General features: G+C 40.1%; 22 protein-coding genes and 3 pseudogenes. 13 read left to right on the forward strand and 12 right to left on the reverse strand.

The window, feature by feature from the left end; all coding sequences use genetic code 11:
* Positions 1 to 11: 11 nt before the first annotated feature.
* A complete protein-coding gene (locus tag V7K56_RS04100) occupies positions 12 to 752 on the reverse strand; it encodes an LmeA family phospholipid-binding protein (protein ID WP_334907859.1) in 741 nt (246 codons plus the stop codon).
* A gap of 243 nt (positions 753 to 995) precedes the next feature.
* On the opposite strand from V7K56_RS04100, the gene V7K56_RS04105 reads away from it, so the two are divergent.
* The 4 genes from V7K56_RS04105 (at position 996) to V7K56_RS04120 (ending at position 4,463) form a co-directional block, all read left to right on the forward strand.
* Positions 996 to 1,562: an HD domain-containing protein gene (locus V7K56_RS04105; RefSeq protein ID WP_334907860.1), complete on the forward strand. Its 567-nt coding sequence runs from the start codon at positions 996 to 998 to the stop codon at positions 1,560 to 1,562.
* A 188-nt stretch (positions 1,563 to 1,750) separates the two neighbouring features.
* Complete coding sequence (locus V7K56_RS04110; protein ID WP_334907862.1) at positions 1,751 to 2,287, forward strand: hypothetical protein; 537 nt, start codon at positions 1,751 to 1,753, stop codon at positions 2,285 to 2,287.
* A gap of 28 nt (positions 2,288 to 2,315) precedes the next feature.
* Entirely contained in the window at positions 2,316 to 3,152 is an 837-nt protein-coding gene (locus tag V7K56_RS04115; RefSeq protein ID WP_334908047.1) for a CheR family methyltransferase, read from the forward strand.
* Positions 3,153 to 3,683: 531 nt separating this feature from the next.
* Positions 3,684 to 4,463 (forward strand): hypothetical protein, encoded by a 780-nt coding sequence (locus V7K56_RS04120; RefSeq protein ID WP_334907864.1) that lies wholly within the window; start codon positions 3,684 to 3,686, stop codon positions 4,461 to 4,463.
* Between the two features lie 213 nt (positions 4,464 to 4,676).
* Here V7K56_RS04120 and truB read toward each other — a convergent pair whose 3' ends face one another.
* Positions 4,677 to 5,561, reverse strand: coding sequence for a tRNA pseudouridine(55) synthase TruB (gene truB / locus V7K56_RS04125; RefSeq protein ID WP_334908049.1), 885 nt, complete (start codon positions 5,559 to 5,561; stop codon positions 4,677 to 4,679).
* A gap of 56 nt (positions 5,562 to 5,617) precedes the next feature.
* On the opposite strand from truB, the gene V7K56_RS04130 reads away from it, so the two are divergent.
* The 7 genes and pseudogenes from V7K56_RS04130 to V7K56_RS04155 all read left to right on the forward strand — a co-directional run bounded on the left by V7K56_RS04130 (position 5,618) and on the right by V7K56_RS04155 (position 10,132).
* Positions 5,618 to 5,773: a hypothetical protein gene (locus tag V7K56_RS04130; protein WP_334907866.1), complete on the forward strand. Its 156-nt coding sequence runs from the start codon at positions 5,618 to 5,620 to the stop codon at positions 5,771 to 5,773.
* A gap of 30 nt (positions 5,774 to 5,803) precedes the next feature.
* Positions 5,804 to 5,998 carry a hypothetical protein gene (locus V7K56_RS36925; protein ID WP_442939910.1) on the forward strand — a complete coding sequence of 65 codons (195 nt, stop codon included), beginning with the start codon at positions 5,804 to 5,806 and terminating at the stop codon, positions 5,996 to 5,998.
* Positions 5,999 to 6,180: 182 nt separating this feature from the next.
* Positions 6,181 to 6,558, forward strand: coding sequence for a GIY-YIG nuclease family protein (locus V7K56_RS04135; protein ID WP_334907868.1), 378 nt, complete (start codon positions 6,181 to 6,183; stop codon positions 6,556 to 6,558).
* 7 nt (positions 6,559 to 6,565) lie between these two features.
* Positions 6,566 to 6,772, forward strand: coding sequence for a hypothetical protein (locus V7K56_RS04140; RefSeq protein WP_334907870.1), 207 nt, complete (start codon positions 6,566 to 6,568; stop codon positions 6,770 to 6,772).
* A 439-nt stretch (positions 6,773 to 7,211) separates the two neighbouring features.
* A complete protein-coding gene (gene hisS, locus V7K56_RS04145; protein WP_334907872.1) occupies positions 7,212 to 8,600 on the forward strand; it encodes a histidine--tRNA ligase in 1,389 nt (462 codons plus the stop codon).
* Positions 8,601 to 8,803: 203 nt separating this feature from the next.
* Positions 8,804 to 9,441: pseudogene (locus V7K56_RS04150) on the forward strand (Uma2 family endonuclease).
* Positions 9,442 to 9,556: 115 nt separating this feature from the next.
* Positions 9,557 to 10,132 carry a TMEM175 family protein gene (locus tag V7K56_RS04155; RefSeq protein ID WP_334907874.1) on the forward strand — a complete coding sequence of 192 codons (576 nt, stop codon included), beginning with the start codon at positions 9,557 to 9,559 and terminating at the stop codon, positions 10,130 to 10,132.
* A gap of 12 nt (positions 10,133 to 10,144) precedes the next feature.
* Here the strand turns inward: V7K56_RS04155 and V7K56_RS04160 are convergent, their stop codons facing one another.
* Positions 10,145 to 11,338: an MFS transporter gene (locus V7K56_RS04160; RefSeq protein ID WP_334907876.1), complete on the reverse strand. Its 1,194-nt coding sequence runs from the start codon at positions 11,336 to 11,338 to the stop codon at positions 10,145 to 10,147.
* A 560-nt stretch (positions 11,339 to 11,898) separates the two neighbouring features.
* Here V7K56_RS04160 and V7K56_RS04165 point away from each other — a divergent pair.
* On the forward strand, positions 11,899 to 14,772 hold the full coding sequence (locus V7K56_RS04165) for an ATP-binding protein (protein ID WP_334907878.1): 2,874 nt from the start codon (positions 11,899 to 11,901) through the stop codon (positions 14,770 to 14,772).
* A 188-nt stretch (positions 14,773 to 14,960) separates the two neighbouring features.
* Here V7K56_RS04165 and V7K56_RS04170 read toward each other — a convergent pair whose 3' ends face one another.
* The 9 genes and pseudogenes from V7K56_RS04170 to V7K56_RS04210 all read right to left on the reverse strand — a co-directional run bounded on the left by V7K56_RS04170 (position 14,961) and on the right by V7K56_RS04210 (position 22,522).
* Complete coding sequence (locus tag V7K56_RS04170) at positions 14,961 to 16,448, reverse strand: hypothetical protein (protein ID WP_334907880.1); 1,488 nt, start codon at positions 16,446 to 16,448, stop codon at positions 14,961 to 14,963.
* 18 nt (positions 16,449 to 16,466) lie between these two features.
* Positions 16,467 to 17,198 carry a class I SAM-dependent methyltransferase gene (locus V7K56_RS04175; protein ID WP_334907882.1) on the reverse strand — a complete coding sequence of 244 codons (732 nt, stop codon included), beginning with the start codon at positions 17,196 to 17,198 and terminating at the stop codon, positions 16,467 to 16,469.
* Between the two features lie 343 nt (positions 17,199 to 17,541).
* Positions 17,542 to 17,628, reverse strand: a pseudogene (locus V7K56_RS04180) (rubredoxin); the annotation flags it as partial.
* Complete coding sequence (locus V7K56_RS04185) at positions 17,592 to 17,789, reverse strand: hypothetical protein (RefSeq protein ID WP_334908053.1); 198 nt, start codon at positions 17,787 to 17,789, stop codon at positions 17,592 to 17,594. The gene V7K56_RS04185 and the pseudogene V7K56_RS04180, both read right to left, overlap by 37 nt.
* A pseudogene (locus V7K56_RS04190) lies at positions 17,755 to 17,847 on the reverse strand (rubrerythrin family protein); the annotation flags it as partial. The gene V7K56_RS04185 and the pseudogene V7K56_RS04190, both read right to left, overlap by 35 nt.
* Positions 17,848 to 17,866: 19 nt before the next feature.
* Positions 17,867 to 18,961, reverse strand: coding sequence for an alkene reductase (locus tag V7K56_RS04195; RefSeq protein WP_334907884.1), 1,095 nt, complete (start codon positions 18,959 to 18,961; stop codon positions 17,867 to 17,869).
* Positions 18,962 to 19,045: 84 nt separating this feature from the next.
* The gene (locus V7K56_RS04200; protein WP_334907886.1) at positions 19,046 to 19,786 is read right to left on the reverse strand and encodes an SDR family oxidoreductase; all 741 of its coding nucleotides are present in this window, start codon (positions 19,784 to 19,786) and stop codon (positions 19,046 to 19,048) included.
* A 452-nt stretch (positions 19,787 to 20,238) separates the two neighbouring features.
* Positions 20,239 to 20,682 carry a hypothetical protein gene (locus V7K56_RS04205; RefSeq protein ID WP_334907888.1) on the reverse strand — a complete coding sequence of 148 codons (444 nt, stop codon included), beginning with the start codon at positions 20,680 to 20,682 and terminating at the stop codon, positions 20,239 to 20,241.
* A gap of 514 nt (positions 20,683 to 21,196) precedes the next feature.
* The gene (locus V7K56_RS04210; protein ID WP_334907890.1) at positions 21,197 to 22,522 is read right to left on the reverse strand and encodes an efflux RND transporter periplasmic adaptor subunit; all 1,326 of its coding nucleotides are present in this window, start codon (positions 22,520 to 22,522) and stop codon (positions 21,197 to 21,199) included.
* Positions 22,523 to 23,101: 579 nt separating this feature from the next.
* Between V7K56_RS04210 and psaK the strand changes: the two genes are divergently transcribed.
* Entirely contained in the window at positions 23,102 to 23,362 is a 261-nt protein-coding gene (gene psaK, locus V7K56_RS04215) for a photosystem I reaction center subunit PsaK (RefSeq protein ID WP_334907892.1), read from the forward strand.
* The last annotated feature ends 415 nt before the right edge of the window (positions 23,363 to 23,777 follow it).

Raw genomic sequence — 23,777 nt, forward strand, 5'->3', positions numbered from 1 at the left:
ACGTTACATTTTTAAGCTGAAGGAATTTTTTCCACATAAGCTTCTGCCTGTAGGATTAGTTTGCCAACTTCTACTTTTAGTTGGTTGACTTGCAGACTCATACCTTCTAAATCAAAGTTACTTAAATTCAAAATTTCGCTAGTTTGATCTATCAAAGCTTTTGTCAAATCTGGCGATACTTCATCACTTTCGCCATACTCAATATTTTCCAATGCTACAGTTTTCCCATTGCTGCTAATCCTGGGAACTGCGGAAAAAGCAATTTGCTGATTTTCACCAGTTTCTACTAATTTTATGCTGGCATTTAGTGCTACTTTTCCATCACCTGGTAATCGAAAATCTACATTTTGAGGTTCAATTGTCCTCAGTTCTCCGTTAATATGTATTTTTTGACTTTGCAGTTGCGATCGCACATATTCGGAGTTGAAAGCACGATTAATATCAGCTTCAGTTAACACAACCTGTGCTTGAGCTTCGGTCGGTTTAGTGAGTTCAATTTTGCCGAAAGCTACACTTAAAGGATTAATGGCAATATTTGTCATTTGCATTTCCAATTCCTCCATGCGGAGGTCTTTTTGCATTACCAAACCTTCACCTTCAATTATGACTTCATCCACTTCTCCCTGAACCAGTTTCAGCGGGTCTGTCTTGATGTCTACATCTAAATTTTCTACTTCATCTAATTGACTAGATAATCCTATTTCTGCCGCTTTATTGAGCGCTTGCTCTCCTAATCCGGGATTGTCTGGCATTATGTAAATTAATTCCTGTTTCAAGCACATCCTTGAGTAAATTTAATAAACTAACAGTACAGTTTTATCTATCTGGCGGTGGAATATAGATTTAAATGTTGTATATCTAATTTCAAATTTAAATTTGACTTCTTTACCCTTTTTATCCTTTATTACCTCTGCACTTGGAGCGATTTGTTATAAAATTGACACAAACCAAATATTTCAATTAAATTCTTCTGACTGCTGGAATTTTTTTATACAATGCTCTCAGAACGTTTTACCGCAGCCCTTACCTACGCTACCCAACTACACGCTAACCAAGTTCGTAAAGGTTCGGGTGTGCCTTATGTTGCCCATTTATTAGGTGTCACCAGTATTGCTTTAGAATACGGGGCAAATGAAGATGAAGCGATCGCAGCTCTGTTACACGATGCGATCGAAGATCAAGGTGGCGCTGCAACACGAGAAGAAATTCGCCGTCGCTTTGGTGACAATGTAACGGCAATTGTAGATGGTTGTACTGACGCTGATACAACTCCAAAACCCCCTTGGCGACAGCGCAAAGAAGCATATATCGCTCATATCCCTACAGCTTCCCCATCAGTACTGCTTGTGTCATTAGCTGATAAACTTTACAATGCCCAGTCTATTCTCAAAGATTATCGCATTTTGGGCGAATCAGTTTGGGAACGTTTTCATGGGCGTAAAGAAGGTACTCTTTGGTATTATCGGGCGCTTGTAGATGCTTTTAAAAAGACTGAAAGTCCTATAATTATTGAGGAATTAGAACGGGTGATTTCACAAATTGAGGTGTTAGCATCTAAATAAAAATTTTATTTCCACAGAAGTAAAAAAAAAGATTTACAAAAACTACATAAATAACTTTTTTACAGACACGATATAGTGATGTATCTCACGAATAAATTTTGGCTTTTAGGTTCTCTCTCTAGATAAAAAATCTTTCTCTCGGTAGATAGGTGTACTGACATTATTATGGCTGTTATGTTACCAATATTATGACAATAGTAAGACAAAACACCCTAAATCCAACTGTAAATCCTTCAGTAAGTCCTCCAGAAAACTTGGCAGAAAAGTATATGGAAGCGGAGCGTATGCATGATGTTCTGCTTTTACTGCAAAACTTGGTTAACAGGGAAGAAGCCACTGTGAAACTAATTCTGGATTGTCTTTATGATGTTGGTTCAGTCAATCTGATCAATCAAAAGCTTCGCCTGAAACCCTTAAATAGGGTGATGAAATTAATTGCCCGAATGTCCAAACCAGGTTTTAAAATCTTAGCTTTATATTGGTTTAAAAAGAACTGTCCCCAACTGATTACTAATTGGCTACACACGCAAGTCTCTTTTGAAAAGCCTCAAAAGACATCTGAACAAGTAGCTATTGAAGTTGTAAAACTGGAACCATATTCTATACCACAGACAGAAAGTCTAAGCCAAGAAATTAAAAATCTACGCTATCAGGTGAGATGGCTAGCTGGAATTTCAGTAATTGCGATCGCTGTTTTAGTAGTAAAAGCCACTTGGTTAAACTGAAACCGATGAATGATGAATTATGAATATTATGTCTTTGCCCAAACCGATCTTGGAGGATATAGAAATACGCCTACTCTTGGAGGGTGTGTATCAGTACTATGGTTATGACTTTCGCAATTATGCTCTTTCCTCACTAAAGCGTCGTATTCAGGGCTTCATGCAATTAGAAGGGTTAGCGAATGTTTCTGTATTGCAAGAGCGGTTACTCCATAATCGTCCCTATTTAGAACGATTTTTGCTTGCTCTGACGGTAAATGTAACATCAATGTTTCGTGATCCCAGCTTTTATAATACCTTCAGAAATCAGGTTATCCCTTTCTTACAAACCTATCCGTTCATTCGCATCTGGCACGCTGGATGCTCAACTGGTGAAGAAGTCTACTCAATGGCAATTTTACTGCAAGAAGAAGGACTTTATCATCGTTGCCGCATATATGCTACTGATACGAATGAGAAGGTATTACAAAATGCCAAAAGTGGGATTTTCTCGCTGAAAATGATGCAGGAATATACTCACCTTTATCTGAAAGCAGGCGGTAAAAAGTCTTTCTCTGAATATTATACAGCAGCTTATGACAATGCTATTTTTCGGTCATCCCTAAGAGAAAACGTTGTTTTTGCCCAGCATAATTTAGCCACTGATAGTTCTTTTAATGAGTTTAATGTGATTCTTTGTCGTAATGTCCTTATATATTTTAATCAGGTACTTCAAAAACGGGTACACGAACTGTTTTATAATAGCCTTTGCACCTTTGGCATCTTGGGTTTAGGAAGACAAGAATCTATCAGATTCACCTCTTATGAACAGTACTACGAAGAGTTAATCAAGGGTGAAAAAATATATAAGAAAATAGCAGGTGGGTGAAGAGAGTGCTTTGAGTGGGTAATTGAATTATGAATTATCCTAAAATAACTAATGCCCAATGCCCTAAAAATTATAATTGAAGAAGAATTCAGAAGTCAGAATTCAGTAGTCAGAATGTAATCATATCAGATCCGGCTAATTAGTCATAATTACCGAATCTATGCATCAAGTCCAAAATACCTCCCCTCTGCACCTGGAGCACCTTTACCCCTCTGCGGTCTTAATGGTAAGTCTTTAACCGGACACAATATCAGTGAGAGATTCAGACCTGCCACTGAATTGTTGCACCACTAAATTTTCAATTTGGTGGGGTTATTAAACTCGTTTATTCATCCACTCTTTCGTTCAAAATTCATTCTGAATTCTGGCTCCTAACTCCTGAATTCTGTTTGATAAAATTGCGTAAGCGTAGCCCATTGTAGATATCGCTGTCAAAAGACAGTCTGTCAAACATTTTTTATTGTGTTCAGAAGATAGATTTAGCGATTGTTTAAGGTAAATTACACATTAAAGTCTTAAAGGAGATTGTCGATGCAACTTCTCGAATGTCCTGCTGTTGCAGTCATTGCTGGAGAAAATGCGGTTCATGTTTCTCAACTACCTTCTATATGGCAAGACATTGCTAGAGGAACCACGAGTGTCGAACTTTCCCAGACCCAAAGCTATATTGAGATGGCACAGTTATTTTTGTATAAACTAAAACATGGTGATGTTGACTTATTTAGCGATCGCCCCCAACTAGCTCACCTAATACCATCATTTTCCCAGTTATTTGCACAACTGGCATGGGAAACCTTAGAGTTTTTTGGGCAAGACTTTCTCAAACACAGCTATCCGAACTTTGCAGAGATTCTTCGTGAAGTGGAGTCACAAGGAATCGATTACGCTGATGAAGTAAAAGTAGCTCGTATTGGCATAGATTTGTTCAATGAATTTGGTTATGAATTACCTGCTAGCTTTTATCACGTGCATTTAGCACCAATTTACCGCGATCATGTTTTTGAAGAACGTGCCTTGCGATTCGATCGACGTGATATTGAACATAAACGTGCTTGGGATGCCATACTCCATGCAGGTAAGGTGTTTGCTATTCAAATGAAGGTGCAAAGTATTGCTTCTCAATACGGTTTTACTTATCAGCATGGCTGCGGTTGCAACTCTCACCTTTCTTCCATTGATGTATCTCGTGGGGCTTTTGAATATGAATTGAGTCCCGAAAAGCGTCAGCGATGGATTCGTAGTTTCATCTGGACTGCTTGGTATGAGTATGCTTTCTTTGCGATCATACCAAATACAAGTTATTTGGTTTAACAAAAAAGAATTCAGGAGTCAGGAGTCAGAATTCAGAATTAAATTGTGTGCGACTGGTGGATAGCGCAAGGGTAGCGAATCAGCGTACCCTTGCAGCGAACAAAGTAAGCTACACACAGGGTCTTGTAGAGAACATTTTAATTCTTACCAAAGGCGGGGTGTCTCCGGCTGCACTCCTAAATTCTGACTTGTGAATTCTGACTTCTGAATTCTTCAAGAAATCGGTTCAAAAACCATTTGCGGAATCAACACTTCATCTTGTAATTGTCCAACACCTAAAAAGCGAGTTTCTTCTTGATAAACTCGCACTATTCCAGTAACATCAGAATTTAGAGAAACTTGCTGACCTTGACACCATTTTTGAGCAGATGTTGCTGGTAAAGTTACAGATAACAAATGTTGTAAGGCTGCATCAGGGACGAGAGGTTGAAATGTCCCGCCTTGTAGTTTAGTTTCTAAGTCGGTGAAAGTGAGACTATCTGTTAAATCGAAACCACTGCTTTGGGTACGGATCAAAGCCGTAAGAGTGCCACCAGTTTCTAAGATTGCACCTAAGTCCCGAGCGATCGCTCTAATATATGTACCAGAACCACAGGCGATCGCCACATCCAATTCGGGGAAATCTCCTTCTCTCCAGTCCAAAATTTCTATGTGAAAAACTTCTACTGTTCGCACTGGAACTTCCACCGTTTTCCCTTGGCGTGCTAAGTCGTAGAGACGTTTTCCATCCACTTGAATTGCACTGTAGCTAGGTGGTATTTGCTCAATCTTGCCTTCAAATTGTGCCAATGCAGTTTTCACCTTTGCCAAACTCAACCCAGCACAAGGTTGAGAAGTGATGATTTCGCCTTGTAAATCATCGGTTGTAGTCCGCACACCCAGCTGAATAGTAGCTTTGTAAGCTTTGTTTTCTGGCAGATATTGCAATAATCTTGTGGCTTTACCAAGTGCGATCGGTAAAACTCCTATAGCAGCTGGATCTAAGGTTCCTGCATGTCCTACACGTTTGAGGCGCAACAATTTTCGCACCCGCGCCACGCAGTCGTGAGAAGTCCAGTCAAATGGTTTGTTTAAGTTGAGAAAACCTTGAAATAACACAAAATCATTAGTTAAGTAGGTTGATGCAATTAAAGATAACTGACGTTCGCGAGATAATGGAATCTCGCAAAGCACGGGAGCAATCCAAGCAACTGCTAGAAATTGCTAAAACAGGAGTAGAAAGAGCGATCAAAACCGATGAAGCGACAGCAACGGCTTGGATCAACCAGCAGCTTGAAGCGTTAGAAATCAATCTATCGAACCCAAACTAACCTAATGGAGGCACAAAGTCTGAGATTACTATAAACCCAGAGCAACTTAAGGAAATCTTCAAAAGCGCGATCGTCGAATTAATTCGTGACAATCGAAAAGAAGTCTCTGAATTTGTGGCAGAAATTATTGAAGACGTGGCAATGGAGCAAGCGTTCGCTGAAGGTGAAACAACTGAACTAGTTAGCCGTGAATCCATCTTTCAACTTTTGGAGCCGAAAGCGTGAAAGTCGAATTTAGGAAAAGCTTTGAAAAATCAATCTCAAGCACAAGTCTTAGCAGATTTCCGGCAAGCTTGGCACGAAGCCATGACTGGGCAAACTGTCCCGGTGGCTCAACTTTGGGAAGGGCTTGAAAATAACTGAATTCGTGAGAGTATGACTTCTGTGCAATCACCCCTCTCGTGTTCATGCCAACAAATGATTCTGAACTTCAAGCTCAAGCTCGGAAAATTCTGGATGCGATCGCCTTGATTCCCTTTGAACAATGCCAACCCTTGACTCGTGATTTTGCGAGCATTCCGGCTCGTCCTGACATCTATGCAATCAGGCACAGGACTGACGGATTGCTGTACATCGGTAAAACCAAGAGCTTGCGGGGGCGTTTCAGTGGTGGACATAAAGCTTTTTTGTGGGCGTGGCTCGATAAGTATAACGATGAAGATGTGCGAATCGCAGTGCAATTCATTTCATATTGGGAAAACCCTACGTTACTATTGGAGCTAGAAGCCATTTTTTTAAGAGCCAGCGAACCTCCTTACAACGTCCAAATTCCAACTGAAGGGTAGTAAAGCGATGCAAGCAAAACTCCAAGAGCAACTTTCCCTTAATGACGCCGAAGTTATTTTAGGATGCTTACCTGAAGAAATTCGCGCCGCTTTAATAGCTCGTGCTACTGAAATTGAATATCCAATCGAAACAGTGATTGAGATGGCAATCGCAAGTTTTCTCGACACAGAGGCGTTGGGTTTTGCAGATTGCAAGCCAGGGCGTGGACAATAAAACCGTAAACTGGGTCTAACAACCCAATTGGAGCGGACTGGCGAAAGATATTGGTGTGGATACAGAGGTTACTTGCAGCAGATCAACCGGAAGATTAGAAGCCAACGAAAAACGCGATCGCTTGGAAGAAAAACAGAATTTGTTATGCTTCACATCAAGTTATAATTTCTGCTCTCACGACTGAAGTCTTAGCAGTGGGATGAATACAGAAGCCCAATTTTTCGCAGACTCTTTGCTTTGCAGAATTTTCAGTCAGGATTTTGGCACTAATTAGCGTGAGTTTGACGGATAAGACAAGAAGAACGGCTAAGATAGTAATTTCTCCTTTCAGAGATAACCACTCATTATTCTCCAGTCCGCGCAGGCGGACTTTGTTTGTGTAGCCACAACTTCAGTCGTTAGGCTTTGATCTCAAATTTCAACTTAGTAAGGTATACGCATGGCCAAAGGTGACAAAATAAACTTTTCTACTCCTAGCGGGTTTCCAGAGTTCCTTCCTAGCGAAAAGCGTCTAGAATTATATTTGTTAGATATCATCCGTAGAGTTTTTGAAAGCTATGGATTTACGCCCATTGAAACACCTGCTGTAGAACGTTTAGAAGTACTGCAAGCTAAAGGTAATCAAGGGGACAATATCATTTATGGAATTGATCCCATATTGCCACCAAATCGACAAGCCGAGAGAGATAAATCGGGTGAAACTGGTTCGGAGGCAAGAGCTTTAAAGTTCGATCAAACAGTTCCTTTAGCAGCATACATTGCCCGTCATCTGAATGAATTAACCTTTCCCTTTGCTCGTTATCAAACCGATGTAGTTTTTCGTGGAGAACGAGCAAAAGATGGGCGTTTTCGTCAGTTTCGTCAGTGCGATATTGATGTAGTTGCTCGTCATGAACTCAGCTTGCTTTATGATGCTCAGATGCCTGCAATTATCACGGAGATATTTGAAGCAATTAATATTGGTGATTTTCTGATTCGCATCAATAATCGAAAAGTTCTTACTGGTTTCTTTAAATCACTGGGAATTGCCGAAAATCAAATTAAATCGTGTATTGGTATTGTTGATACTCTAGAAAAGATTGGTGAAACTAAAGTAAAACAAGATTTAGAAAAAGAAGGAATTTCAGCCGAGCAGGCACAAAAAATTATTGAATTTATCAAAATAGACGGTGCAGTTGATGAAATCTTAGATAAGCTCAAGCACCTTGCTCAAAATCTGTCAGAAACCGAGCAATTGAGCTTAGGAGTTACCGAATTAGAAACGGTAATTGCTGGGGTGCGTAATCTCGGAGTTGCCGAAAACCGTTTCTGTATTGATTTATCCATTGCCCGTGGTCTTGATTACTATACCGGCACAGTTTACGAAACAATCCTATTAGGACATGAAACTTTAGGTAGTATTTGTTCTGGCGGTAGATATGAAGAATTAGTCGGGGTTTTTTTGGGTGAAAAAATGCCTGGTGTGGGTATCTCTATCGGCTTAACTCGTTTAATTAGTCGTTTATTAAAAGCTGGAATTCTAAATACCTTAGCTGCTACAACAGCCCAAGTAATGGTAGTGAATATGCAAGAAGATTTAATGCCCACTTATTTAAAAGTTTCTCAACATCTGCGTCAAGCGGGAATTAATGTAATAACCAACTTTGATAAACGTCCTTTGGGGAAACAATTTCAATTAGCAGACAAACAAGGAATTCAATTCTGCGTAATTATTGGTTCTGAAGAAGCTGCCGCGCAAAAGTCATCGCTTAAAGATTTGAAAACAGGCGAGCAAGTAGAAGTACTACTAGAAAATTTAGCTGAAGAAGTGAAAAAAAGGCTGACTTAAAAGTTGATTTATTAAAGTAGCAATTGTCTATTGCCATCTGCCTCATGTACCCTAATTATTTGGAAGTCCTTTATGAGTTTGTCCGATCTCCCTAATCTCTGGGTTCCTCTAGCACTTTTAGGTTTAATTGTTATCGCTGCTGTATTTTTCAGCCGTAGCAATTGATATTTAAAGCATTACAGTGGAGGTGGAGGTTCAGTTGTATGTTTGCTGTTGTCACACCCGATACAATTCATTTGCCCCCAGGTGCAGTAGTACGCCTACTCGGAAGTTGGCAAGACTATCAAGCACTCAATGAACAACTAGGCGATCGCTCCTCGCCTCGCATTAAGTATCGAGATGGAGAAATTCTCTTGATGGCACCGCTACCAGAACATAAGCGTAAAGTAAGTGTAATTGCTGATGTAGTCAAAGTTTTGCTCGATCATCTAGGACAAGAATAAGAAGCATTTACCCCAATCACAATGGAACTGCCACAGGAAAGTGGTATGGAACCAGACTACTGTTTTTATATTGAAAACTGGCAAGCAATTGCAGGTAAAGATCGGATCAATTGGGCATCGATCCATCACCTGATTTAGTGGTGGAAATAGACATCACCAACTACACCGATGTGAATGACTACCTACCTTATCGAGTACCAGAAGTTTGGTTGTTAAAGAAGAACCAGCTGGTGATTTACAGATTGCAAGGCGATCGCTACACTATTAAAACCAGAAGCCGTTATTTCCCTAACATCAATGTATCAGAAGTAATTATAGAGTCTCTAAAAATTGCCTACGAGCGTAATACTAGCGCTGCTATTCGGGAATTACGGCGGAAATTGGCGAGTGAGAATTAAATATTTAGCGTTGGCGTAGCCAACACAGACAATCTTCATTAACTACGCCTACTTGGTACGATAAAGTACAGGGTGTCACAACTTACTTTCAAGTAAATAGAAAAGGAATGCGTACATGGTAAAAGGGAGATTAGAAGCATTCAGCGATGGGGTAATTGCCATCATCATCACCATTATGGTGCTAGAAATCAAAGTGCCGCATGGATTTAATTTAGCCGCGCTACGTCCACTGATCCCGGTATTTCTCAGCTATGTGTTGAGTTTTATCTATATTGGCATCTACTGGAACAATCATCATCACCTACTACAAGCAGTCCGACACGTTAATGGCCGTATCCTTTGGGCTAATCTGCATCTGCTGTTTTGGTTATCGCTAATTCCCTTCGTCACTGGCTGGATGGGTGAGAATCACTTTGCCCCCATACCAGTTGTCTTTTATGGTACGGTGTTGTTGTTAGCTGCGATCGCTTACTTCATTCTTACCCGCACCCTAGTTTCTCACCACGGCAAGGATTCGCCTCTAGCGATCGCAGTCAGTGGAAACTTTAAGGAAAAGATATCGCTGGTTTTCTATGCTGTGGCAATTCCACTTGCCTTTGTAAACTCATGGTTTGCCTGTGCATTATACGTTCTGGTTGCAGTTATGTGGCTCATCCCTGACCGTCGGATTGAGAAGACTCTCACTTCCTAAATGAATTATAAATCACTTACAAGTGCAATACCTAAACACAAAAAATATCAAAACTGCAAAACCAGTTGCGGCATAAAACACACTACTAATTCCGCCAAAACCAAAGGCATAGCCCATCAACAACGGCCCTAATGTTTGTCCTAATCCATAGAATGTCCCGTTTACCGATATAATCGTCGCCAAATATTCTCTTGGTGCTAAATTTGCTAAAAGTGTTTGGATGCTAGGAAAATTAATACCAAGTCCAATCCCAAAAATTGCACACGGAATTAATAGTAACCAGATATTTGACACAAAGGGAACTATTAACATCCCTAAAGCATAAAAAACATAAGATGCACTAATTAAACTTGTGGCGGGAAATCTTCTCGCTAATCTACCTAACTGGGAAGCTGTGATGGTAATTGCCAGGGAAATACTAGAAAGTAGCAATCCAATAATAGTGGGTGGCGCTTTGAAGGTATCGTTAATTAGCTGTGGTAAATATGTAATATAAGCGCCATAAAGGAAAACAAAGTTAGCAGCACTGGCAACAAAAAGTCCAAATAGCTGACGATTTTTCAGAACTTTGACGGCATTGCTCAAATACTCTTTGAGATTGCGATCGCCTTTTGGTTCGGGATTCTGAAGTGCAAACAATACCAACAACCCAAGAGGAAGCGCTAATATGGGCAGCATAAAAGGATAATACCAGCCCATTGTTGCTAATGCGCCACCGATTATTGGATAACTTGCTGTGCCGACGCTGCTAATACTGGCATTGTAACCCATTGCTGTAGTCCGTCTGTCTCCGGTGTATAAATCACCGATTAAGGTGATACTTAGAGAAAGCAAAGAAGCAGCACCAATTCCTTGCAACAAACGCAACCATACCAATAAATTAAAATCGCGGGCGAAGGCGCAAGCAGTCCCAGCTATGCCAAATATAAATAGTGAAGGAACAATAATTCTCTTTCTGCCCCATCTATCGGCAAGAATACCAATAACTGGCCCTAAAATCAGAGATGGTAATGTAAATGCTGTAATCAGTAAACCCAAATTCTTCGGATTGATATTTAAGTCTTTAGCTAACTTCGGAAAAGCCGGAGTTACGCTAGAAACTCCGATAACAGCAATCAATACAACTGCACAAATAATCTGAAAGTTTAACTCTAAATAAATAGGTTTTTGGTCTTGAAAATGGTTCCGATATTTTGGTGAATTCATGTTATTTACTATGTATATAAAGCAAGACAATTAAGTTAATCGCAATTCTGTCTGAAGATGCACTTTATAAAATCCCCCAGCTGGTTGCCCTTAAAAAGGGGGGTAAAATATATTGCAGTTTCATAAAGAAACAGTATAAAGCTCAAAGTCATGTAAATCTAAGTATTCTTTCCAAGAATAAAAATACAATAGTTTGTAACTCTGTGAGGTATAGAACTTAGGTCTCAAAACCAAATATACAGTCTGTTAGACTCTTGACTCTTGGAACTTCTAAGCAAAACAAGTCAGAAGTCCTAGAGTCATCTGTAAAATGTGGTGTATCTCTAAGAGTTCTCCTACAGTCTTACAAAATACAAAGTACTGAAATATTCAAAGCAATAGAGACAGCTATGCCAGTAAAAGTAATCAAACAGGTAATGCTTCCTTTAAAAGGTTGTGGATAATTACCGCTCAAAATAGTCATAATATGAGCTAATCTTGAAGCTTTCAGCATTTTCACCCTTATTCCAACAAATAAAAATATGTTATTTAAACGCTTGTAGTGTCATTTTTAACTAGTTATGCCTACCCAGTCAGTTTTGGGTGTGGAAAAAAATTACAAATCAGTCATGAAGCTTCCGCGTTCCTTAACTGCTATTGAAACTTTTGGCTTTGGTTTGTCTGGCTTACTTTCATGGTTTACCTCTGCACCATTCATAACTTCTGCGCTAGGCATACAAGCCTTGTTTGTGTGGATACCAGCAACGATTATAGGTGTAATGCTGTGCTTTCAGGTGCAAGCGTTGGGCAGGCAATGGCCGGATGTGTCAGGAGGAACACCTAATTACACCAGCAGACTGCTGAAAAATTTTCCGCTTTTAGGACGCTACGCAGCACTAGGATATTTTGTTGGTTGGGTTTCATTTCCGATCAACGGTGTCATTCTTACAGAATTGATTAAAGTTCAGCTTGAACCTTGGGGCATTCATTGTCCAGAAATGGTAATGAAAATTGGCTTCACACTACTTTTATTCAGTATCGCGTTTAGTGGTACACGCGCTTTGGCGATTCTGCATTTATGTTTCATTATTCCAGCAGTAGGATTAGTGCTTTTGTTTTCTGTTCAAGGCATAGGCTGGTTAGCGTTTTCGCCACAAAGTCCTGGTTTGTTTGCTGGCAGTTTGCCTAGTTTTTCGGCTATTGAATGGCCGAAGTGGTTTTTCTTCGCTGTTTATGCTGTTTATAGTGTTGAAACAGGTGCAGCGTTTGTCGCGGATAGTCAAAAACCCCATCAAACCTTACGTTTATTATCAGTAGCTGGTTATTTGATCGCGATCATTTCTCTGTGTGGCTCTTGGGTATTGATACGTTTAGCTAGTAACCCAGAGTTAGAAGGCGATTTGTTTAAGACTTTTGTCGCAGCTTCACCTTTTTGGGGGCAGGCAGCTTCACTAATTGTAACGTTATTGATTTGCTCTAGTTGCCTTCTTGGTGCTGCTATCGGGGTAGCTAATACTCCTCGTATTTTGTACCAACTAGCTTTAGACGGGTATATGTCTCCAGTCTTTACAGTTGTTTCTCGTCAAGGGGTATTGCAACCTAGTTTAATATTTGCTTTTATATTCAGTTTGTTTTATTTAATTTCGGGCGATCTTAATAATTTAGTGATAACTATCACTATTAGCTATTTGTTATGTATTATTACATTCCACTTTGGGCTATGGTTGAACCGCGGACAGCCTGGAATACGCTGGCCTTGGTTATCCTTGGGCTTTTGTTTTGTGGAGCTAGTAGCTTTAGTAGTTGGTGGTTTAGCTTGGAGATGGCAAAATTTAGCTGCTGGGCTACTGTTACCTATGATAGTTTTGGTAGCTGATGCGGCTATCAGGCGAATTCCTTTTGCACCTTTCGATGTCAGATGGTGGATACAACGCCGACAGTTATACAGTACCCAAATTAAAGATTTTGTCGGGTTTCAGGTAGGAATTTTAGTAGCATTAATTTCTAGTACTGCGACTATTACCTGGGTGATTAAGGAGCAGTTTGAAAAACTTCCTAGTGGTGCAGATAAAAATCTTTTTTTCATTCTGCTGATAGTAATCTCATTTATGGCAGTGGCGATCGCTTGCTGGACTACTTTACCACAAATTGCATCGATTGCCGAAGCCCGCGAAGTGGCTGAAAGTCGCTTTATTACTGCTTTAGATACTGTCCTAGATACAGTTTTAGTGCTGGATGAAAATGGCGTAATCACTCAAGCTAACTCGGCTGCTGAAGCATTGTTAGGAATAGATGTTAATCAGCTGCTTGGGCGTCATCTTGATGAGTTTTTTCCAGAATTAGATGATGCACCTGCTTATTGGCAAAGCAGAAGTGAGCAAATCTTACAAAAGTCTCCACAAGATAAGCAAATCATTGAAACAACAATTTCACACAAAATCAATCACCAGCGCCAAGAATATATTGTTTTCTTACGGGATATTAGCGATCGCAAGCAAGTAGAAGAAGCATTACGCTATTCTGAAGCAACTTTGCGCCAGCAAGCGGCTGAACTGGAAAAAACTTTACAAGATTTACAGCACACCCAAGGACAGCTAATTCAAACCGAGAAAATGTCTAGCCTCGGTCAACTTGTTGCTGGTGTGGCACATGAAATCAATAACCCCGTTAATTTTATCCACGGGAACCTCACTCACATTGATAACTATACCCAGGATCTACTCAGATTAATCGAGCTTTATCAAGATGTTTATCCAAATCCAGTAGCAGATATTCAAAATTTGATTGCAGAAGTTGAACTTGATTTTCTGATAGAAGATATGCCCAAAACCCTTTCTTCGATGAAAGTCGGTACTGAGCGCATCCGCGAAATTGTACTTACCTTACGCAACTTCTCTCGACTGGACGAAGCGGAGATGAAACCTGTCAATATTCATGAGGGAATAGATAGCACACTGTTAATTTTGCATAATCGTTTGAAGACAAAATCAGAACATCCTGCGATTGAGATTTACAAAGAGTATGGAGAATTACCAACCGTAGAATGTTATGCCGGACAATTGAACCAAGTATTTATGAATATTCTTAGTAATGCTATTGATGCGTTAGACAAGTACAACGATGAAAGAACAGTAGCAGAAATCAAAAACTACCCTAGTAAGATTATCATTTGTACTAAAGTATTAAATCCTGATTGGATAGTTATCTCTATTCAAGATAATGGGCCTGGAATCAGCGCAAGTGTTAAACAGAAGCTATTCGATCCTTTCTTCACTACAAAACCCGTGGGTCAAGGCACGGGTTTGGGATTATCTATTAGCTACCAAATTGTCGTGGATAAACACGGTGGCAAGATAGAGTGTATTTCTGAGCCAGGACAAGGGGCAAAGTTTTGCATTGAAATCCCGATTAAATCAGTATATATTGCCAAGAAAGGCAACATTAGTACTCTTTAATCTAGTTTGTTAAGATGATAAATCTTTTTTACTTTCAATAAAGAAAATCTGAAATCCTTGATTGAAATAACTTTATTCCATTGTTAATTAAATGAAATTTATTTTCAATCTAAAGTCCAAAATTTTCATGCAATCAAATTCCCAAAAATCATAACTATTTTTTCTTGCCAAGCTACAACAGGAATAACCTAAACCTTATACACCACCCATTGAAGCTTCTTATATTCTACAGGTGAGAACTTTTCTTTAAAGCTAAACAATCCACTTGTTTCTGAGCCACCTAAATTTAAATAGCGATATCCTGCTTTTTGGAGGAGCCGACAGCATTCCACAATCAAGTACTCTGAAAGGTTAGGAAATTCTTGATGCAGGGTGATGCTAGCATAAAGCCCTACTGTATCATCACTTATAGGCTCCATAGCAAAGAAAGCCGCAGCCTTACCGCCAATCCGAATCAACCGCGAGAAGTACATTTTGCCGTTGTTGCCTAATGGTGGATAATGAATAATATTGTCGTAGTCTGAGGTCTGGGAAATGTGCAACTGCTTGATATCCAAATAATCAAAGAACTTATTGACGATATCATGTGCTTGGGCAGCATTCTCTTCGCCGAGAAACTCAGATGTGGTTTGCTCTCCAAACTTAGAGCAGAAGTAGCGATAGTTGGTCTTAAGACCACTGCGTTGATGCACCTTTAGCTTTTCCAAAACGGCATTGACATCGAGGATTTGTTCAGCAAAGGTATCATCTTCTTCCATAGCTTGGGCGTGCCAGGGATAGTCCTCGATTGGTGAAAAGCCAATGCCTAAAAGGCGATCGCGTTCTTCTGTCGTTAATTTTTTCACGAACACAGGAACGCCACTTAGCTCTAATAAATGCCGACATAGACGCTGTAAGCTCTGTGGATCGAATTCTCCCATTGGGTTAACAACATGGAAGTGCCAATTACCTCCGAGTGAGAAGCGATTACCAATACCGATACCAGCCAGCATCCGACCATCAAAGTACTTCAGTCCGAGGCGATCTGGCCCGAGTCCATTAGCTGCTTGGCAGACATAATAAAAGCTGTTACCGTAAGTCTGCGTTTTGTCTAATAGGCGAAAATCTCGAAAAAGCTGCCGATCTTTGCCACTAATGTAGCTGACTCGACCGCCAAATCGTTTGATTGTCCGTTCAGCTAAGAGATGCTTTGCTTCTAGTGTGTTGCTTTCTGTTGTTGGAATCTCTGCTTGTTCCCACATACAGAGAAACTGTTTGCGCTGTGCGTCAGCAAAGGCAAAATCTTGCACTACTAATACCTGAGCCGGAGAACCCCAAAGAATTGTGGCGACCTTATCGCCGTAGACACAAATAGTAGTGGGGTTAAAGAAATGCTCTGGAATCCAACGATGTTGGGATTTGGAGTCTCTAAGGGTGAAAGCATCACCAAATCGGGTAAGTACTCGTGTTTCAATTCCTCGAGCTATTAGTTGACGCCAACGGGAAACAATGTGGTCTGGATTTGACTCCATAAAACGACGCTCATCGACACCACTGAAGTAAACTTCACCCCCTGCATTACCTAGAGTTTTCTCGATATCGTCAAGCACAGCTTGCACCACATTATTCCCTTCAAGGGTAGACATTACAGAAGGCCGATTTTCTAGTTCAGCCTTGATAGGTAATACTCCGGTCATGGGTAAAGTCTCCTTTTTTTAGTTAGTACGTTTCTTGAGTGAATAAATCACCCAACATGGATGCTCTAGTTCACTTACCCAAGTAAAGGGTTCGTTTCCTTGAGCAAGAGGTCGTTGCGCTTGAATGACCTCAAACCCCGCCTGCTCAAACGCAATTCGGTAGTCTCGATCTGTCCAGTAGTAGTCATATAAGACTATCTCTGTTCCCCGAATCGAGACTCGAACTCTTTCCCCTGATTGAAGGTTATGATTCTCTAGAAAATCATTTTGAAACGACAACCAATCACGGGAGTAATATTCCTCTGAACAAGTCACGATGATCGCTATGCCATCATTTTTTAGTAGGCGATCGCACTCTTTGAGTGTTTCTATCATCTGAGGAATGGAGGAATATTCGAGCAAGACAAAACTTTGAAAAATCAGATTGAAGTTAGCATCTGCAAAAGGCAACGTCAATGCATCAATCAAATAGTATGTTCCAGTTGGATCGATTTGACGAGCTTGGGCTAACATTTCGGCATTGATATCAACACCGATCGCATTCCATCCCAAAGACTTGAGAAACCGAGTTGATCGCCCTGCTCCACACCCAAAATCTAGAGCTAGTAAATCGCAAGCAGGGTTTTGAATGAGTTGGGGAATATCGGCGAACGCAAGATAATATGTCCTTTCAATTCCTAAGTTGGAATACTGTTGTGAAAATTTTTGGTATGCATGAGTCTGCTCGTGTGCAATTTTAATGACAGACACGAAAATATCTCCAAAATATTTGAAAGTTAGTAAAAGCTAGAAATCTTAAATTTACATTAAGGAAAAGGAATTTGTGTAGTTTTTAAGATAGCAGACAATAATACAAAAAAAGTATTACGAAAAATTAATTATTATTTATATTAACTAAAATTTAATTAAAAATTATTAAGATATGAGTTGTTACTAGACTTAAATATTAAATAATTAGTGAGGTTTTTGAGATTTTTGAGACTAAGGTATTCGGATAGCATCCATGTAAAAAGGTATGCTAATAGCCTGTTAACTGACTGTATCAGTTTTATATAAAGATAAGAATGCGAAGTATCTCTTGAGATACTTCGCGTGTACCAGGTGCAATTCCCGAATCAGAATCGCCAGCAACCGGATCATAAATCATGCTGCATTGTTTACAAATCCATTTCCGAGTTTTAAAATCTGGCGTTGCATAGTTGCGGGATGATTTAGTAACTTCCAAAATTCTCCCCTTGCTTCCCCTGCCTCCCCTGCCTCCCCTGCTTGCCCCAATTCATCCCACTGTTCTGCAACGCCTAAAATCTTTATCTGCAACTCTGGTTGCTGTTTGTCCTCCATTTAAGACTTCTAAGGCTTCAGCGTAGCGATCGGCGTGGTAATTTTCGATGAATTTTAAACAGATGACTGTGATTCCTTTAAGTGGTCTGAAGTTCTAAAAATGGGTAGTCGGTGTATCCTGTGGCGTCAGAGGCATAAAATGTTTTTGGATCTGGGGTGTTCAAATGTGCGTTAAGTTCTAAGCGTTTTGGTAAATCAGGATTAGCAAGATATAGCTTGCCAAAAGAAACTAAATCTGCATTGCCACTAGTAAGAATACTATCTCCTGTTGAGCGATTGTAGCCACCATTGGTAATCAAAGTACCTTGGAATACTTGGCGGAAGTAGGGTGTAACAGGGTTCATGACTTCGCGGGTTGCTAAATCGACTTCGTTCGGTTCCATCAGGTGAAGATAGGCAAGTCCAAAGGAGTTAAGAGCATTGATCGCATAACCAAAAGTTTCTTGAGGGTTAGAGTCATGCATTCCATAAAAAGTGTTACTTGGCGAAAGTTTGATACCAACCCGGTTTGCACCCCAAACGCCAGCGACTGCTTCCACAACTTCTAAGAGAAATCGGCTACGCTTTTCTATGGAACCGCCATACTCATCTGTGCGCTGGTTCGAGCCATCTTGGAGGAATTGGTCGATTAAATAGCCAAATGCACCGTGAAGTTCAATTCCATCAAAACCAGCCGCCATAGCATTTTCGGCACCTTTGCGGAATTGCTCAACAATCTCGGAAATTTCTGCGCTTTCTAAAGCACGGGGAGTTTCCAACGATACTTTACCTATGGGTGTGTGGAGTGAGCCAATCCCAGCGATCGCACTAGGAGCAACTGGCAACTCTCCACCAAGTAAAGCTGAGTGAGAAACTCTCCCAGAATGCCAAAGTTGCAAAAAAATTCTGCCCCCTTGTTCATGTACTGCATTAGTTGTCAACCGCCATCCTGCCACTTGTTCTTCTGAGTAAATTCCTGGACAATTAATGTATCCTAAACTTAAAGGTGAAACCATTGTACATTCGGTAACAATCAGCCCAGCACTAGCGCGTTGGGTGTAGTAAGTTGCCATTAGCGAGTTGGGAATGCTTGCAATTGCCCGTAAACGCGTCATTGGTGCCATTACGATCCGGTTTGGTAGGGTGTAAGGGCCAAGCTGAACTGGTGTGAAAAGATTGATATTGGAATTCATCGCTTAAATCTCTATTACGCCGTTGCACATTACTGGCTGAGGTTTTGAAACGGGGAATATCGCTTTCATCAAGAGAGCTTTTCCTCACGCGATTCCACCGTTGACACGAATGTTTTGTCCAGTGATCCACCTGGCTTCGTTGCTAGCGAGAAATGCTACTACATCGGCGATTTCTTGCACATCTCCCAGTTTATTAAAAGCAGCCATTTGGGCTAAACGATCTATCTGTTCTTGTGTTTTGCCTTCTCGAAATAGTTCTGTATCGGTGGGGCCAGGAGAAATAACATTAACTGCGATCGCTTTTGCACCCAATTCTTTAGCTAGTACCCGCGTAATTTGTTCAACAGCACCCTTAGTTCCTACATAGGCACTATAAGTTGGCAGCATCATCGCTGTGGTTGATGAGGAAAAGTTGATAATCCGTCCTCCTTCTGCCATGTGTTGCACGGCTTGTTGGCAAGTAAAATAAGTACCTTTGACATTAATCGCAAAAATCGCGTCAAAATCTTCTTCACTCACCTCAGTAATTGGTTTATAGAAGGCGATTCCAGCATTGTTGACTAAAATATCGATTTTACCGAAGTGTTCAAGAGTTTGCTCAAATAATCTTTGGATGTCGGGCACTTTGCTAATATCAGCTTGGATAGCAACTGCCTCTACTCCCAACTTTTCAATTTCTGCAACAACTTCTTCTGCTTTGCCTGCATTACCTGCATAGTTAACGACAATAGATGCGCCGTTACCAGCTAATTTTAGTGCGATCGCTCGTCCAATTCCCCGTGATGCACCAGTAATAATTGCAACTTTTCCGGTTATCGATGCCATAGATTAATCGAGTTTATTTTGGTTCACCAAAGTGATTATCTGCTCTTACAGTACTGTTTTGAGGTTAAATTTAGCGATCGCTGCTAAAACTGTCGACTTCATTCCAGCCGAAATCCCGCCAGCGAATTTAAGTAACTCTCAGGCGGGAGAAATGAAAATACTTTGCAAAAGGTGAGGATACGTCGCCTCTTAGCGGCATCTCTCACAGCAGATTAAGATTTGCTAAGGCTTGGCAAATATTGTTGAATATGTTGAGCTAAATTGAATTTCTGAGTGTTCTTTGAGCTAAACGCGATGCATACGACAGTAAACTACGCCCTACCGAACTTGACAGAATTTAAGTACTGATGACACAGGTATTGTCTTGACCATAATCTACAAACATCTTTTATAAATTGTCTGTCTTCGTTAACCAAAAGCTGATCTGGTCGATCAAATCTGCATAGATTAAATTATTTGAAGAAGGGATTTTCTGAACCTATCTCGGATTCAATCTCAATCGGACATGTTGGCTCAGATAAGAGTGTTCCATTAAATGTATAAGTAGTGCCGTTGGAATTGATAGCATTACCACTTATCATCCGATCTGGAACAAAGTCTCCTCTTACTTCACCGTTAAGTGCGACACTTACTACTGAAGTTGGATTTGTGACTGCTTGCCAATTTCTCTGAGCTTTACCTAGATTTGTACGGCTATAAGTAGCGTCTAGCCCAACAAAGCGTAGGCTGCTACCATCGGCGTTAAATTCAAAACAAGCAGTGAAATTATCTCCCTGACTCGATTTAACATTGACATTGTAACTTTTGCCCTCCACTCCAGCTTGTACTGGCGCAGCCAACAACATTATCTGTCCAAGTAAACAAGTTAAAACTAAACCACATTTAGATTGGATCATTTTCCCTGACATAATTGTTTACCTTTGTTATGTAATCAAGTAATTGCTTACTTTTACTCATTGGTAACAGGTTAAAGTCATTAACCATTTGTCAATAAGTAATGGTGATTAAATTTAGTAAAAATCGAGGTTGCAAACGTAAATTTCCAGCCTGCGATGCCTTCGCATAGCGTCTCATAGACAAGACTAGCTACGCCTACGAATATTTAAAAGTATCGTTCATACTTGCCTTAAAATTTAGTATAAAGCTTAATTAGATACTCGATAGCATAGATAATTTACAGCTTAATCACTATTGACAAAACGAGTTATATCTTAAAATATCACGAATGCTTTCTTTTTAGGAGAAAAGAATGGAAGTGGATTCAGCGTGTATTGCTATAGATATATACGTAGAGACTACTTTAGAAGTTCTCCAACAAAGAGCGATCGCTATAGTTAACGCTCTTGGGTGAAGATTAGTAGGAGACAAGATTGAGACTTCCCCCCTGCTCCTCCTCTCTACTCCCCTTAATTAAAATTCTGGAACTATGGCAACACCATCCCTGAGATTGAGCAACCCTGAAATAATAACTTTATCTTCTGGCTGTAATCCTTCAATAACTTGGTAACTATTACCTTTAATCTCGCCTAGCTTCACTCGCCTTTGCCGAGCTACTTGTTGGGATACACCTTGGGGAGATGTTTCTGTTTCAACTACATAAACAAAAGTGTCCCCGCCTACACGAGTCATTGCTGTTGTGGGAATTAAAACTCCGGGGCGCTGATTCCAGAACACTCTAGTCCTGACCAATTGATCTGCACGTAGCTGACCGTTAGTGTTATCAAAAAGTGCTTTAATCAGTATCGTTTGTGTTTCATTGCTAGCATTAGGTGCAATAAAAAATATCCTACTTCTACCAAGCTTTTGACCTTGTGTGTTCATCAGCTCTACTGGCATACCCTTACGCAATTGGGACCCTTGCTGTAGTGGTACAGAGATATTCACTTCTAAAGGTCGATTTTGCGTGATATTAACTAATGGTGTCGAAGTATTAACTAAATCACCGACTTTCACAGGGATGTTGCCAACTGTGCCACTAAAGGGAGCGGTAATTTTGTCAGACTGGGGCTGTTGTGTTTGAGTATTTACATTAGATTGCTGCAAGGATTTTTCAGCCTGCAAGATGGTGGCTCGTTGTGCTTGAATCCTGGAATCAATTGCATCTAGACTAGTCTTAACATTAGCAAGCCGATTAGCAAACTGATTGCTAGTCTGTCGAGACACAGCTCCTTGTTCAGCTAGGCTGACAAACTTATCATAGTTCTGCTGGTACAATTGCACATTCGCAACGTAGGATGGTCGTTCTGCTTCTAAAGATTTGAGTGTGGCGCGGGCATTTGCCAGTTGCACTAAAAATGCTTGAGACACAGTATTATTTCTAGCGATCGCTGCCTGTGGTGTAGATGCCTGTGGTGTAGAATCTACTTGGAGAATTGCAGCTCCTTCGACGATTGGATCTCCCGATTTGACAAGTATCTGGGTAACTTGGCCCTGAATTCTCGGCTGGAGCGTGACTGAGCGTAGGGATTTTAGACTAGCAATAAAATCTGAACTTTCCTCAATGATGCCGCTTTGTACTGTTGATATTTTGACTCTTACCCCTTGAGGTTGAGCGTTAGCATTTGAAGGTGCTGAATTTTGTGGAGTGAGTAAACGCCAAACTAAAGTTCCTCCGCCCCCTAAAAGTAGGAGTGCGGCTAAACTTAACCAAAGCCACCGCCGTTTTCTAGAAGGTGGCTCAAATGACGTTTGTGGAGTTTTTTCTCCAAAATCAGTTTGAGGCTCAGGGGATGTCATGGCTTTTGAGGAACTTAAGGAACAAATTAACTAGAATTCAATCAAAATTTCATCTGTTGCTCTATAAATTACTGATTTAGCATGAGGTTTTGTGGCAAATTATGTGTTATACCCTTCAAATATACAGTTTTGATGATTCTGTCTAAATCTACCGAAAGGTGAATCCGCTCTTTAAATTTCTGACTTCAACTGTATCCTTCAAAAAAGTCAGGGATTATTTTGTTCATAATTCTTGTACAGATTTCTATAGATACATTGACATAATTTTATCGGAATCACTTTTATCTACAGCAGATTTAAAGTTGGTGAGATACACAAGCTAAGTTTGTCACTCAGGTATAAAGCGTATTTTACTCCTGAATTTTGTTATAAGTATATTTTTATACCTATAATTTATTTGTTTCAGACATTGAAATTCAAACTAGCTACCACAATCAGCTCACCACGTTGAACTCATATTGTATTAAGTAGTAAGAATAACTGTTAAATATTGATGCAAAATCGGGTAATTTCTTGAATTTGCTTCGGAAAGTTTCAGATTATGTTTTCAACCATTAATAAATTTCAGGAGCAAATCAGGTGTTGACTTCAACCTTACTCGCTGCTGCAACCGCACCTCTGCAATGGAGTCCGACAGTTGGACTGATTATGATTATTGCTAATATCATTGCCATTGCCTTTGGCAAATCTACCATCAAGTATCCCAACGCAGAACCAAAATTACCCTCAGACAATTTCTTTGGTGGTTTTGGCCTACCAGCCCTTTTAGCAACTACCGCCTTTGGTCATATCTTGGGAGTAGGTACTATTTTAGGGCTGCATAACCTGGGAAGTATTTAGGTTCTTACCCAAGTTAGCCTTTATTTGATGATTCTTTTGTCTCCAGCTTTGAGCCAGAGAACTAACTCTCTGGCTCTTTTTTCGCTAAATTTTCCTGAGAGATTGTTAGGATACTCTAGATATTTTTTGTTCGAGAGTGGTTAAACAAGAAGTATTGGATTTAATTGATGAACCCGAAACGTGTTGAAGTGTAGCTAAAATAGAAATGACTACACAAGCAAAAACCCAACGAATTTAAATAAATTGAGATTTTCGCCAGAACTTTATGAATAGACTAAATAATCTGGCGCAACATATTGAGATGCTCTTACCTGGATGCTTTCGCACTACTAGAAGTAGCTATAGAAGCTAATTAAAAAGGCAAATTTATCTGGGTTGCAGATGATAACCAAAATCCTGAAACTGAAATTATTGG

The organism is Nostoc sp. (assembly GCF_036917535.1).
Classification (GTDB): Bacteria; Cyanobacteriota; Cyanobacteriia; order Cyanobacteriales; family Nostocaceae; genus Nostoc.

What these genes read in the sequence shown, in the direction of transcription:
- V7K56_RS04105 (WP_334907860.1), top strand. Translation starts at nt 996, where the DNA reads ATGCTCTCAGAACGTTTTACCGCAGCCCTTACCTACGCTACCCAACTA.
- V7K56_RS04195 (WP_334907884.1), bottom strand. Translation starts at nt 18,961, where the DNA reads ATGAATTCCAATATCAATCTTTTCACACCAGTTCAGCTTGGCCCTTAC.
- V7K56_RS04135 (WP_334907868.1), top strand. Translation starts at nt 6,181, where the DNA reads ATGCCAACAAATGATTCTGAACTTCAAGCTCAAGCTCGGAAAATTCTG.
- V7K56_RS04160 (WP_334907876.1), bottom strand. Translation starts at nt 11,338, where the DNA reads ATGAATTCACCAAAATATCGGAACCATTTTCAAGACCAAAAACCTATT.
- V7K56_RS04130 (WP_334907866.1), top strand. Translation starts at nt 5,618, where the DNA reads ATGGAATCTCGCAAAGCACGGGAGCAATCCAAGCAACTGCTAGAAATT.
- V7K56_RS04100 (WP_334907859.1), bottom strand. Translation starts at nt 752, where the DNA reads ATGCCAGACAATCCCGGATTAGGAGAGCAAGCGCTCAATAAAGCGGCA.
- hisS (WP_334907872.1), top strand. Translation starts at nt 7,212, where the DNA reads ATGGCCAAAGGTGACAAAATAAACTTTTCTACTCCTAGCGGGTTTCCA.
- V7K56_RS04140 (WP_334907870.1), top strand. Translation starts at nt 6,566, where the DNA reads ATGCAAGCAAAACTCCAAGAGCAACTTTCCCTTAATGACGCCGAAGTT.
- V7K56_RS04110 (WP_334907862.1), top strand. Translation starts at nt 1,751, where the DNA reads ATGACAATAGTAAGACAAAACACCCTAAATCCAACTGTAAATCCTTCA.
- V7K56_RS04185 (WP_334908053.1), bottom strand. Translation starts at nt 17,789, where the DNA reads ATGGAGGACAAACAGCAACCAGAGTTGCAGATAAAGATTTTAGGCGTT.
- V7K56_RS04170 (WP_334907880.1), bottom strand. Translation starts at nt 16,448, where the DNA reads ATGACCGGAGTATTACCTATCAAGGCTGAACTAGAAAATCGGCCTTCT.
- V7K56_RS04205 (WP_334907888.1), bottom strand. Translation starts at nt 20,682, where the DNA reads ATGATCCAATCTAAATGTGGTTTAGTTTTAACTTGTTTACTTGGACAG.
- V7K56_RS04200 (WP_334907886.1), bottom strand. Translation starts at nt 19,786, where the DNA reads ATGGCATCGATAACCGGAAAAGTTGCAATTATTACTGGTGCATCACGG.
- V7K56_RS04155 (WP_334907874.1), top strand. Translation starts at nt 9,557, where the DNA reads ATGGTAAAAGGGAGATTAGAAGCATTCAGCGATGGGGTAATTGCCATC.
- V7K56_RS04210 (WP_334907890.1), bottom strand. Translation starts at nt 22,522, where the DNA reads ATGACATCCCCTGAGCCTCAAACTGATTTTGGAGAAAAAACTCCACAA.
- V7K56_RS04165 (WP_334907878.1), top strand. Translation starts at nt 11,899, where the DNA reads ATGCCTACCCAGTCAGTTTTGGGTGTGGAAAAAAATTACAAATCAGTC.
- V7K56_RS04115 (WP_334908047.1), top strand. Translation starts at nt 2,316, where the DNA reads ATGTCTTTGCCCAAACCGATCTTGGAGGATATAGAAATACGCCTACTC.
- V7K56_RS04120 (WP_334907864.1), top strand. Translation starts at nt 3,684, where the DNA reads ATGCAACTTCTCGAATGTCCTGCTGTTGCAGTCATTGCTGGAGAAAAT.